The sequence below is a fragment of the Nocardia abscessus NBRC 100374 genome (assembly GCF_000308455.1).
In the GTDB taxonomy this organism is placed as follows: domain Bacteria; phylum Actinomycetota; class Actinomycetes; order Mycobacteriales; family Mycobacteriaceae; genus Nocardia; species Nocardia abscessus.
The window spans coordinates 56,924-68,489 of the sequence record NZ_BAFP01000032.1; the positions used below are offsets into that span (position 1 = coordinate 56,924).

At 69.1% G+C, this 11,566-nt stretch carries 12 protein-coding genes; 7 read left to right on the top strand and 5 right to left on the bottom strand.

The annotated features are described in order from the left end of the window. Positions 1–3 precede the first annotated feature (3 nt). Positions 4–840 (bottom strand): maleylpyruvate isomerase family mycothiol-dependent enzyme, encoded by an 837-nt coding sequence (locus ON19_RS06020; RefSeq protein ID WP_043688111.1) that lies wholly within the window; start codon positions 838–840, stop codon positions 4–6. Next, entirely contained in the window at positions 837–1,298 is a 462-nt protein-coding gene (locus ON19_RS06025; RefSeq protein WP_043688151.1) for an HIT family protein, read from the bottom strand. Before ON19_RS06025 ends, ON19_RS06020 begins: the two co-directional genes overlap by 4 nt. A gap of 420 nt (positions 1,299–1,718) precedes the next feature. On the opposite strand from ON19_RS06025, the gene ON19_RS06030 reads away from it, so the two are divergent. From ON19_RS06030 to ON19_RS06050, 5 genes are all read left to right on the top strand, one after another. Next, positions 1,719–2,942, top strand: a complete 1,224-nt coding sequence (locus ON19_RS06030; protein ID WP_083899167.1) for a Re/Si-specific NAD(P)(+) transhydrogenase subunit alpha — start codon at positions 1,719–1,721, stop codon at positions 2,940–2,942. Continuing rightward, positions 2,942–3,268: an NAD(P) transhydrogenase subunit alpha part 2 gene (locus ON19_RS06035; RefSeq protein ID WP_043688112.1), complete on the top strand. Its 327-nt coding sequence runs from the start codon at positions 2,942–2,944 to the stop codon at positions 3,266–3,268. Before ON19_RS06030 ends, ON19_RS06035 begins: the two co-directional genes overlap by 1 nt. Before the next feature lie 3 nt (positions 3,269–3,271). Next, on the top strand, positions 3,272–4,690 hold the full coding sequence (locus ON19_RS06040) for an NAD(P)(+) transhydrogenase (Re/Si-specific) subunit beta (RefSeq protein WP_043688113.1): 1,419 nt from the start codon (positions 3,272–3,274) through the stop codon (positions 4,688–4,690). Between the two features lie 131 nt (positions 4,691–4,821). Then, positions 4,822–5,943 carry a DUF5925 domain-containing protein gene (locus ON19_RS06045; protein WP_083899168.1) on the top strand — a complete coding sequence of 374 codons (1,122 nt, stop codon included), beginning with the start codon at positions 4,822–4,824 and terminating at the stop codon, positions 5,941–5,943. A 176-nt stretch (positions 5,944–6,119) separates the two neighbouring features. Continuing rightward, positions 6,120–6,884 (top strand): LppU/SCO3897 family protein, encoded by a 765-nt coding sequence (locus tag ON19_RS06050; RefSeq protein WP_043688118.1) that lies wholly within the window; start codon positions 6,120–6,122, stop codon positions 6,882–6,884. 112 nt (positions 6,885–6,996) lie between these two features. Here ON19_RS06050 and ON19_RS06055 read toward each other — a convergent pair whose 3' ends face one another. Both ON19_RS06055 and ON19_RS06060 read right to left on the bottom strand, forming a co-directional pair. Further along, positions 6,997–8,367 (bottom strand): MFS transporter, encoded by a 1,371-nt coding sequence (locus ON19_RS06055; RefSeq protein ID WP_438803618.1) that lies wholly within the window; start codon positions 8,365–8,367, stop codon positions 6,997–6,999. 149 nt (positions 8,368–8,516) lie between these two features. After that, positions 8,517–9,365, bottom strand: coding sequence for an SDR family oxidoreductase (locus ON19_RS06060; RefSeq protein ID WP_043688120.1), 849 nt, complete (start codon positions 9,363–9,365; stop codon positions 8,517–8,519). An 80-nt stretch (positions 9,366–9,445) separates the two neighbouring features. On the opposite strand from ON19_RS06060, the gene ON19_RS06065 reads away from it, so the two are divergent. Beyond that, positions 9,446–10,399 (top strand): AraC family transcriptional regulator, encoded by a 954-nt coding sequence (locus tag ON19_RS06065; RefSeq protein WP_043688122.1) that lies wholly within the window; start codon positions 9,446–9,448, stop codon positions 10,397–10,399. Beyond that, positions 10,396–10,818, top strand: a complete 423-nt coding sequence (locus ON19_RS06070) for an acyl-CoA thioesterase (RefSeq protein WP_227954454.1) — start codon at positions 10,396–10,398, stop codon at positions 10,816–10,818. The genes ON19_RS06065 and ON19_RS06070 overlap by 4 nt, the downstream gene beginning before the upstream one ends. A 28-nt stretch (positions 10,819–10,846) precedes the next feature. On the opposite strand, the gene ON19_RS06075 is transcribed toward ON19_RS06070, so the two are convergent. Then, the coding region (locus tag ON19_RS06075; RefSeq protein ID WP_043688156.1) for a dihydrolipoamide acetyltransferase family protein at positions 10,847–11,566 on the bottom strand (720 nt) is incomplete at its 5' end.

Here is an 11,566-nt window from a genome sequence, read left to right on the forward strand (position 1 = left end):
GGGTCAGATGGTGAAGGCCAAGTGGCGGATCAGGCGCTGCCCGAGTTCGCCGTCGCCGTGGATGGTGATCTCGTCCAAGTGCTCCTCGGCGGTCGTCCGGCCGCCACCGAGCCGCACGAAAAGCCCCGAGTCCAAGCCGATCTCGACGGTGGCCGGTTCGTCGAACGCGTCCACATAGCTCGCCCGGCCCGCCACCTGGATGCGCAAGGTCGTGGCCAGCGGACCACTCAGCGCGAAGGTGATCCGCGCACCGTCCGGCGCGTCGCCCTTCTTGACCACCACGCGCGGGATGCTGCCCGCGAACTCGTCGAACGCCAGCTTGCCGCGTGGCCCGCCTTCCTCGACCGTCACGCCGAGCGCGTCGGCGATGTCGAGTTCGTGCATCCAGCAGTCGAACAACCGCACCCGCATGAACCTGCCGTAGGTCACCTGCCCGATCGGCGAGACCGTCTCCTTCTCCCATTCGGCGTCACCCAGCGCGTCGAGCGCCGCACGCCTGCGCTCGACGACCTCGCGATAGCGCTCGAGCAGCCGGGCGCCGGGCAGCGGGCGCAGCCGGTCCACCCAGATCTCGTTGAGCACCGCGGTCTCGTTGCGCACGTAGGGCAGTGTGCGCACATCGGTCTTGGCCCTGGTCGGGTCGTGCGCGGGCGGGCGATCGCCCAGCAGCCAGGACTCGGTGCCGATGATGTGGGCGACCACATCGAACACGGTCCAGCCCGGCAGCGGCGACGGAGTGCGCCAGCGGTTCTCGTCCAGCGGAGCGACCAGCGCGTCGATCGCCTCCCATTGGCGCGACAGCAGGCCGATCAGCGTGGCCCGGTCCAACGTCTCGGTCATCCGTCGTTTTCCTTTTCCGGGCCTTCGCCCTCGTTGTCCAGTGCCGCGATGCCGTCCCGGATGGCCGCGGCGGTGCCGACCGGGTCGTGCTGACGGCGCAGCAGGAATCCCTTGGCGAACCGCAGCGTGTCGCCGTGCCTGCGCGGGATCACGTGCAGGTGGACGTGCGGGACGGTCTGGAACGCCGCGGTGCCGTCGTTGAGCACCAAGTTGGCGCCGTCGGCGGCGAGGCTGCTGCGCCGGATCGCCAGCGCGAGCCGATGCCCGGCACGGAAGATCTGCGCGCCGAGTTCGGCGTCGAGATCCTCCAACTCGGCGGCGTGCCGTTTCGGTATGACCAGCGTGTGCCCGCGGGCGACCGGCCGGATGTCGAGGAACGCGCAGAGCGTGTCGTCCTCGTACACTTTCGCCGCCGGTGCCTCGCCTGCCACGATGCGGCAGAAGACGCAGTCGTTCACACGCTGGACCATACGGCGTACGAGCGGAGCGGAACACCCCGGAGCGTCGATCCGCATGACGCGCGTCACGGTGCCGCGATCGGCTGATCGGCGTGACCAGGTGCCGAACCTCGAGGTTGGTAACGAACTTCTCCGTACGGTCTTGCCGTGTTCACCTGCAGAGACGACGATCACAGATCGACAAGGGAAAACGGGCAGACCGGGCGAACAGTGACTCGACGGCGTACGAACTCGCTCCGCGGCGACCGGAGGGCATCCGGCGGATCGGCGCGACTCGTCCGGCGTGTGTGACGGGCATCTCAGCTACGCTCACCGCGAGCCAGGTACAGTTGCGAGGATTTGGGCGAACTTACTCGACAGTAACATCGTCTGAGCGTCTACCCGTTGCCTGAAGCTCGGTAAGAGAAGGAAGTCTGACAAGTGGAGACAACGCAGAGCGTAGGCGATCCATCGCCGCGCGGCGCGCGTGTCGGTGTCGTTCGCGAATCGAACGCGGGCGAGCGACGTGTCGCTTTGGTGCCGAAGATCATTCCGAGCCTGGTGAAGCAGGGCGTGGAGGTCGTCGTCGAGGCCGGTGCCGGGCAGGGCGCGCTGATTCCGGATGAAGCCTATGTGGAGGCGGGCGCGTCGATCGGTGATCCGTGGTCGGCCGATGTGGTCGTGAAGGTGGCCCCGCCCAGTGACGCCGAGGTCGCGAAGCTGTCATCGGGGCAGACGCTGATCGGTTTCCTGGCGCCGCGCAACGCCGAGAATCAGATCGGTGCGTTGCAGTCGGCGGGGGTGCAAGCGTTCGCGGTGGAGGCGATTCCGCGGATCTCGCGTGCGCAGGTGATGGACGCGTTGTCCTCCCAGGCGAACGTCGCGGGTTATAAGGCGGTACTGCTGGCTGCGTCGGAGTCCACGCGGTTCTTCCCGATGCTGACCACGGCGGCGGGCACGGTGAAACCGGCGACGGTGCTGGTGCTCGGTGTCGGCGTCGCCGGGTTGCAGGCGTTGGCCACGGCCAAGCGTCTCGGTGGGCGCACGACGGGGTATGACGTGCGTCCCGAGGTGGCCGATCAGGTGCGGTCGGTGGGTGCGCAGTGGCTGGATCTGGGCATCGATGCCGCCGGTGAGGGCGGGTATGCCCGCGAGCTCACCGACGAGGAGAAGGCAAAGCAGCAGCAGGCTTTGGAGGACGCGATCAAGGGCTTCGACGTGGTGATCACGACCGCGTTGGTGCCGGGCCGTCCCGCGCCCAGGCTGGTGACAGCCGCGGCGGTGGAGGGCATGAAGCCCGGCAGTGTGATCGTGGATCTGGCCGGTGAGACCGGCGGCAACTGCGAGCTGACCGAGCCCGGCCAGACCGTGGTGAAGCACGAGGTGACCATCGCCTCGCCGTTGAATCTGCCCGCCACCATGCCCGAGCACGCCTCGGAGCTGTACTCCAAGAACATCGCGGCGCTGCTGGAGTCGATGCTGGTCGACGGCAAGCTCGCGCCCGATTTCAGCGACCAGGTGCTGGCGGATTCCTGCGTCACGCGTGCGGCGGCCGACGCGACCGAATCGGCCGGCGCTACCGAGCCGGCGGAGTCGGCTGAGGAAGCGGAGTCGGCGGAGTCGGCCGAGGTGCAGGACGCGACCGAGGCGAAGGTGGAGAACTGATGTATACCGAACTTCTGGCGAATATCGCGATCCTGGTGCTGTCCGGGTTCGTCGGTTTCGCTGTGATCTCCAAAGTCCCGAACACACTGCACACGCCGTTGATGTCGGGCACCAACGCGATTCACGGCATCGTCGTGCTGGGCGCGCTGGTCACCCTGGGCAAGATGGACGACCCGTCGATCGGTATCCAGATCATCCTGTTCGTCGCGGTGGTCTTCGGAACCTTGAATGTGGTGGGTGGTTTCGTGGTCACCGACCGCATGCTGGGCATGTTCAAGGGCAAGAAGCCGGTCGCGACCGGTGACGCCGAGAAGGCGGGGAAGTAAGCCATGGACAACCTCGTCAATATCCTCTACATCATCGCGTTCGCGATGTTCATCTACGGTCTGATGGGCCTGACCGGGCCGAAGACCGCGGTGCGCGGCAACTGGATCGCCGCGGTCGGCATGGGCCTCGCGGTGGTCGCGACGTTGATCGCGGTCCGCGACACCGGCAACTGGATTCTGATCGTCGCGGGGCTGGTGATCGGTGTCGTGCTCGGGGTGCCGCCCGCGCGGTATACGAAGATGACCGCGATGCCGCAGCTGGTGGCCGCGTTCAACGGCGTCGGCGGCGGCACCGTCGCGCTCATCGCGTGGGCCGAATTCCTCGATACCACTGGCTTTTCGAGCTTCAAGCACGGTGAAGAGCCGACCGTGCACATCATCGTCGGGTCGCTGTTCGCCGCGATCATCGGTTCGATCTCGTTCTGGGGCTCGCTGATCGCGTTCGGCAAGCTGCAGGAGATCCTGCCCGGCAAACCGATCGGGGTCGGGAAGCTGCAGCAACCGTTGAACCTGCTGCTGCTGGTCGTCGCGGTCGTCGCCGCGGTGGTGATCGGCATCGGCGCCGCTGACGGTGGCGCGCCGTGGTGGTGGATGGTGCTGCTGCTGCTCGCCGCGGGTGTGCTCGGGTTGATGGTGGTGCTGCCGATCGGCGGCGCGGACATGCCGGTGGTCATCTCCCTGCTGAACGCGCTGACCGGTTTGTCGGCCGCGGCCGCGGGTTTGGCGTTGAACAACACCGCGATGATCGTTGCGGGCATGATCGTCGGCGCGTCCGGCACCATCCTGACCAACCTGATGGCCAAGGCGATGAACCGGTCCATCCCGGCGATCGTCGCGGGTGGCTTCGGCGGCGGCGGAACCGCACCGGGCGCCTCCGATGGTGAGCAGAAGCAGGCCAAGGCCACCTCCGCCGCGGACGCCGCGATCCAGATGGCCTACGCCAACCAGGTGATCGTGGTCCCCGGTTACGGCATGGCGGTGGCGCAGGCGCAGCACGCGGTCAAGGAGATGGCCTCGTTGCTGGAAGCCAAGGGCGTGGAGGTCAAGTACGCCATCCACCCGGTCGCCGGTCGCATGCCCGGCCACATGAACGTGCTGCTGGCCGAGGCCGAGGTCTCCTACGACGCGCTCAAGGAAATGGACGACATCAACGGCGAATTCGGCCGCACCGATGTCGCTTTGGTGATCGGCGCCAACGACGTCACCAACCCCGCCGCCCGCGAGGACTCCTCGAGCCCGATCTACGGCATGCCCGTGCTGAACGTCGACCAAGCCCGCAGCGTCATCGTGCTCAAACGCTCGATGAACTCCGGCTTCGCAGGCATCGACAACCCGCTGTTCTACGCCGACCACACCTCGATGCTGTTCGGCGACGCCAAGAAGTCCGTCGGAGCGGTCACCGAGGAACTGAAGGCCCTGTAGTCCAGAGGTTTCGCCCGGAGCGCCCCGCCACCGAGTCCGTCCGTGGCGGGGCGCTCTGCTAATTCGATGGACACCGCGGCCCGCCGCCCCGGATCATTCTCGGAGTGTCCGCACGTCATGAGCCTCTTCGGTTGATCGGTTCCGGCGAGCCCTCGGCCGATCCCGCCGAGCGGCTGCCGTGGACCGTCACCGTCGATTCCACCTACTCGATCCGCGACGCGATCGATGCTCTCGCGCTCGGTCCGTTCCTGCGCGGCGATCACCCCTGCGCGCGCACCGCGCACCTGGAGCGGGTGCGGCCGGAGGCGCCGCTGCGCCCCGAACGCGGCCGCGTGGTGCGCACGGTGCGCGACAACGACAGCGGGGTGACGCTGGTGGTCGGCCCCGGCTGGTCGCTACGGTCGGTGCGGTGGTCGGGCGGTTCGGCAATGGTCGAGGTCACCGCCGTCACCGACACGCTCGCGGACGAACTGCTCGCCGAGGCGATCCGCGACGCGGCAGCGCCACCGGAGGTGGGCGAGACCGTGGAGATGGGCTTCTGGCACATGCACACCCACGGCCCGCAGCGGCGTGCGCGCTCGATCTCGGCGCCCGAGTGGCCCGCGATCCGCGGCAACTACACGGGACAGGTCGCCGCCGCGATGGATCGTCTGATGTCGCTCACCGCCGCCGACGTCCGCGGCAGGCTGGTACTGCTGCATGGTCCGCCCGGCACCGGCAAGACCACCGCGCTGCGCGCACTGGCGCGCGCTTGGGGCGCCTGGTGCCAGTTCGACTGCGTGCTCGACCCCGAGGTGATGTTCGGCAAGCCCGGCTATCTGATGGACGTGGCCGCGGGTGTCGAGAACGACGACGAGGGCGCGTCCCGCTGGCGGATGCTGGTCCTGGAAGACTGCGACGAGCTGATTCGCGGCGAAGCGAAGGAAGCTGCCGGCCAGGGGCTCTCGCGGTTGCTGAACCTGACCGACGGCATGCTCGGCCAGGGCCGGGACGTGCTCGTCGCCATCACCACCAACGAGGACCTGTCCCGGCTGCATCCGGCCGTGACGCGGCCGGGCCGGTGCCTGGCGCGGATCGAGATCGGGCGGCTGTCTCCCGCGGAGGCGGCGGCCTGGTCGGCGCGGGAGCAGGAGGGCGAGGCCACCGCGTTTCCGGATGGAGCGACCTTGGCCGAGCTCGTCGCGGCGCGCGACGGCGAGGCGCGAATCGACGCCGCCGCACAGGATGCGGTGAGCCCGGGACTGTATCTGTGAGCCGGGCCGAAAGGCTCGACTTCCGAAGCCGTTGCGGCGGTTCGTCGGTGCGACCGGTCGGTAGGAGGAACCAGCCGGTATCTCGCACGGCGGTGCTCGCGCCGATCGGCTAGATTCCATGGGTTCGCCCGTCGCCCTGTGCGCACGGAACCACGCGAGACCCGGGGAGGGGATCCATGACCACACCACCGCACAATCCGTATCCAGGTCAGCCCGGCGGCCAGCCGGGCTACCCGCAGCAGCCGCCCGCCGGTGCGCCGCAGGGCTTTCCCGGCCAGCCGGGCTATCCCGGTCAACCGCAGGGCTACCCGCAACCCGGCTACCCTGGCCAGCCGCAGCCGGGCTATCCGCCGCAGGGTGGTTTCCCGCAGCAGCCGGGTTACCCCGGTGGCGGTTTCCCGCCGCCCGGACCGCCGCCACAGCAGAATCGGAGCGGCGGTGGCGGAATCGGGAAGATTCTGGCTGTCCTCGGCGTCGTCGTGGTGATCGGCCTGCTGGTCGTGGGGGCCCGCACCGTGTTCCGCTCGGACGGCGAGAAGATCGAGATCGGTCAGTGCGCGAAGTTATCGGGCACCACCGTCAAAGCCGAGTTCGCCACCAAGGAATGCTCCGATGCGGAAGCCAACTACGTGGTGGCGCAACGGCTGGACGGCGCGAACCGGGACTGCCCGACCAAGGATTACGCCAGCTACTACCAGACCGGCAGCAACGACTACACGCTGTGCCTGCGGCTGAACGTCAAGGAGGGCGACTGCATCGACGGCGGCTTCCTCGGTGCCAGCACCAAGGTCGCCTGCGGCTCGACGGCCGACTTCAAGATCGGCCGGATCGTGCGCGGCACCGCGGACAAATCCGCCTGCGGCGCGAAGGCCACGGAGAACGACACGATCGTCTACCCCAAGCCCGACCCGATCACGCTGTGCCTGGTGTCGCCCAAATAGCGATCGGTGGCGCGCCCGAGCCGAGACGGCGTGGTGATCGAGTCGAGGAGGCCATGGGCTCGGCCATTGATCGGGTGCCCATGGTCGAGCCGGCCTCGGGTTCCTGAAATGCTCAGCGCGCCGGCGTACGCGGTGCGGCCACGACGCTCGCGTACCGGCAGCAGAGCAGTATGGCGATCATCGGCACGACCATGGCCGTGGTCAGCGACATCACGGCGGTGAGCCAGCCGATCACCGTGGGACCGGCGAGCAGGCCGAGGTAGCCGATGCTGAACACCCGGGACATGTCGGTTGCGGCCGTGGCGGAGCCCAGATTGCCCGCCGCGGTGAAGATCTGCGGGATGCCGCCCGCGAGTCCGAGCCCGGCCATGGCCCAGCCCAGCAGGGTCAGCGGGATCCAGGGCGAGACGACGATCACCGCCAGGCCGAGCGCGGCGATCAGCGAACCGTGGCGCACCACCGCGACCCGGCCGAACGCCTGGCTGACCCGGTCGGTGGCGAAACGCCCGATCGTCATCGTGGTGGAGAAGGCGCCGAAGGCCAGCGCCGCGGTCGCGGCATCGGCGCCCAGGTGTTCGCGCAGCTGCAAGGTGCTCCAGTCGGCCGCCACGCCTTCGGCCAGCAGCAGCGCGAAGGCGATCGCGGCCAGTGCGAACACTTTTCGGTGCCGATCGTGGATCTCGAGGCTCGTGGTGAAGCCGCGCCGCACCCGGTGACGGTCGAACGGCTGCGCGGTAGGCGCTGCGTCGTATTCCAGCGCCGGAGTTTCGTGCCGGGGGAGTGGCGTGTCGTACCAGGGCGCCGTGGTGTCCTGCCGGGGTGATGTCGTCTCGTGGTCGAGCGGCGTGACGTCCGGTTCGGGCGCGTGCATGGACGGCACGCCGTGGGACGCCGGTTCCGCGCCGGGCGTGGTTTCGCGCAGCAACCGCGGCACCAGGGTGAGGGTCAGGGCGACACCGCTCACCGCGGCGACGATCAGGGTGACCCGCACGTCCCAGCCCGCCCGGAGCGTGGCGGCTCCGAGCAGTGAACCGAGCAGGCCGCCGCCGGAGAACAGCGCATGGAACGCGGCCATGATCGGACGCCGGTACGCCCGTTCCACAAGCACCGCCTGGGTGTTCATCGAAACGTCGAGTGCTCCGTTGCCGAGACCGAAACAGGCCAGGGCGAGCGCCAAGGTGACCGGTCCGGTGGCGAGGCCGGGTCCGACCACCGCGACCGACCCGAGGCACGCCGCCGCGCCGACCAGCGTCCTACTGCCGAACCGATCGGCGAGCGGACCGGCCAGCCGCATGCCGACGATGCCCGCACCGGCCATCAGCAGGATGAACATCCCCAGTGTCGATTTCGAGACCCCCGTGCGGTCGGTGATGACCGGGATGTGCACCACCCACATGGCGAGCAGGAAGCCGTTCAGGGCGAAGACGGTGAACACCGCGGCGCGCGCGATCCGGATCGGACGATCGACGGTCGGGCTCCCCACCATTTCGACGGTACCGGCGAACCCCCGGGAACAGCCAGCCTCGCCCGCGGAATCGGTCCAGGGCACCGTCGACCTGGTCGTGCGACCGTGCGGGACGCTCGACACTGCGCGTCTCGTCCGCGAGCGAGCCTGTTCATCGATTCAACGTCTCAGGCTGCCGGGACATTCCAGATTCCGGTGGCCGCCGTCACCATGATGTAGTCGGCGAAATCCTTCGGGTCGCGGCCGAGCGCCCGGCGTACCCCGTCGGCCGGCTCGGCGTTGCGCCCGTCGAGCACCGTGCCGAAGAGGTAGTCGAGCAGGCTCACCGCGTCGGCGGGCATCCCGGATTCGGTGAGCCCGGCCACGAAATCCGTGCGGGAGATGGGCACGAAGGCGATCGGCCTTCCGGTCGCCGCGGCGATCTCGGCGACCGCTTCGCCGAACGTGATCGCGCGCGGGCCGGTCAGCTCGTAGATCCGGCCGGAGTGCCGGTCCGAGGTGAGGGCGGCGACCGCCACGTCGGCGATGTCGTCGGCGTGCACGAACGGCTCGGGCACGTCGCCGTTGGGCAGGGCGAGTTCCCCGGCCAGCACGTAGTCGGTGAACGCGCCCTCGCTGAAGTTCTGCGCGAAGAAGCTGCAGCGCACGATGGTCCAGTTCAGGCCCGATTCCCGTACGACCTGCTCGCACTCGACGGCCTCCGGCTCGCCCCGGCCCGACAGCAGGACCAGCTTCCGCACGCCGGAGCGCGCGGCGGCCGCGGCGAACGCGCGGATCACCTCTGGCGCGCCGGGAACCGCGAGATCCGGCTGGAACGCGACGTAAGCGGTGCGCACGCCGGTCAGCGCGGCGGGCCAAGTGGCGCGGTCGGCCCAGTCGAACGGGACGTGCGCGGTGCGGGAGCCCACCCGGACCGGATGCCCGGCCGCCCGGAGCCGGTGGACGACGCGGCTGCCGGTCTTGCCGGTGCCGCCGGTCACGAGGATGAGGTTCTGGTCGGTGCTGGTGTGTGTCATGGTTTCAGTACATCCGCCCGGGCCGAGACGGAACATGGTTCAGCGGCTCATGATCATGCGTGATCGTCTACTGTGGGAGCGTGGATGCGCTCGCCAGTCTGCTCGAAGGTCCTCGCGCCCGCGGCGCGTTCCTGATGTGTTCGCTGCTGGATCCGCCCTGGTCGCTGCGCATCCAGGACGACGCCCCGCTGACCGTGCTGTCGATGATCCGCGGCGGCGCGTGGATCGTCACCGACCAGGGCGCGCCCCGGCAGCTGGGCGCGGGCGACGTCGCGATCTTCCGGGGTCCGGCCCCGTACACGGTGGCCGACGATCCGGCGACCGAACCGCAGATCATCATCCATCCCGGTCAGGTGACGAAGACGCCGCAGGGCGAAATCTTGTGCGAGACGCTCAGTCTGGGCGTCCGCCAGTGGGGGACCGACCCCGAGGGGGCCACCCTGATGGTGACCGGGACCTACGAGTCCGCGGGCGCGGCCAGCCGGCGCCTACTGCGCGCGTTGCCGCCGGTCCTCGTATTGCAGCGCGGCGACTTCGACAGCCGGGTGCTCGACATCCTGGTCGACGAGGTCACCAAGGACGAGCCCGCGCAGAGCGCGGTGCTGGACCGCCTGCTGGATCTGGTGCTGATCGCGGCGCTGCGCGCCTGGTTCGCCCGCGAAGACGCGCCCGCCTGGTATCACGCGTACGGTGATCCGCTGGTCGGCAAGGCCCTGCGCCTGCTGCAGCACAATCCGGCGCACGGATGGACGGTCGCGGGCCTGGCCGAGGCGGTGGGGGTGTCGCGGGCCGCACTGGCGCGCCGGTTCACCGACCTGGTGGGCGAACCGCCGATGGCGTTCCTCACCGAATGGCGGCTGGCGCTGGCCGCCGACCTGCTCCAGGAGTCCGACGCCACCATCGAGGCCATCGCCCGTCAGGTCGGCTACGGCAGCGCCTTCGCGCTCAGCACCGCGTTCAAAAGGCACTTCGGCGTCTCCCCGCGCGACCATCGGCAGGGCGGTACACCCATTGAGCTATCGTCGGCCGGGTGACGCAGCAGTATCCGGTGCTCTGGCCGGTGCCGACCCGGTGGGCCGACAACGACCACTACGGGCACGTGAACAACGTGACCTATTACTCGTACTTCGACACCGCGGTCAACGCGTGGTTGATGCACGCCACCGGAACCGACATCCGCGACCTGCCCGCGCTCGGGGTGGTGGCGCAGACCTCCTGCCAGTACCTCGGTTCGCTCAGCTTCCCGGATCAGTTGCAGGTCGGCTTGCGCGTCTCCCGGCTCGGCCGCTCCAGCATCACCTACGACCTGGCCATCTTCCGCGAGGCCGACGGTGCGCTCGAGCTGTCCGCCACCGGTGTCTTCGTGCACGTCTACGTGGACGCCGAGACCCGCAAGCCGGTGGAGATTCCGGAGGTCATCCGCACGGCCGCCGCCGGACTCGTCACGGACTGATCCGCGCAAACCGCTGTGGCGCGGGAGTTCACACCCGGCTGAGCAGGGTGAGCGGGTCTTCCAGGAAGCCCGCGGTGGTGGCCAGGAAGCGGGCCGCGAGTTCGCCGTCGATCACGCGATGGTCGAAGCTGACACCGAGCGTGGTCACCCAACGAACCGCGATCTCGTCCCGCACCACCCACGGCTGCCTGCGGATCGCGCCGAGGCACAGGATCGCGGACTCACCCGGGTTGACCAGCGGCACTCCGGCGTCCACGCCGAACACTCCCACGTTGGTGATGGTGAACGTTCCGCCCCGCAGGTCGGCGGGGGTGGCGCTGCCCGCGCGGGCGGTGTCGGCCAGCCAGCCGATCTCACGGGTGAGGTCACGCAAGCTCAGGGTGTGCGCCTCTTTGATGTTCGGTACCAGCAGACCGCGGTCGGTGGCCACCGCGATGCCCAGATTCACGTAGCGCTTGGTGACGATCTCCTGTGCGGCTTCGTCCCAGAAGACGTTCATGCCGGGGAAATCGGCGAGCGCGGCCAGCGCCGCCTTGGCGACCAGCGGCAGCGGCGTCAAGGTCAGGCCCGTGAAAGGTTTCGTGCTGCGCAGGTGGTCGAGCAGTTCCATCGAGGCGGTGGCGTCCACCGTGACGAACGTGGCGGCCTGCGGGATGGTGCGCGCGCTGTGCAGCATGGCCGCCGCGGTGCGCTTGCGGATGCCGCTGATCGGAGTGCGTTCCTCGCGCGCGGCCGGACCGACCACGCC

What these genes read in the sequence shown, in the direction of transcription:
- ON19_RS06020 (WP_043688111.1), bottom strand. Translation starts at nt 840, where the DNA reads ATGACCGAGACGTTGGACCGGGCCACGCTGATCGGCCTGCTGTCGCGC.
- ON19_RS06035 (WP_043688112.1), top strand. Translation starts at nt 2,942, where the DNA reads ATGTATACCGAACTTCTGGCGAATATCGCGATCCTGGTGCTGTCCGGG.
- ON19_RS06040 (WP_043688113.1), top strand. Translation starts at nt 3,272, where the DNA reads ATGGACAACCTCGTCAATATCCTCTACATCATCGCGTTCGCGATGTTC.
- ON19_RS06050 (WP_043688118.1), top strand. Translation starts at nt 6,120, where the DNA reads ATGACCACACCACCGCACAATCCGTATCCAGGTCAGCCCGGCGGCCAG.
- ON19_RS06060 (WP_043688120.1), bottom strand. Translation starts at nt 9,365, where the DNA reads ATGACACACACCAGCACCGACCAGAACCTCATCCTCGTGACCGGCGGC.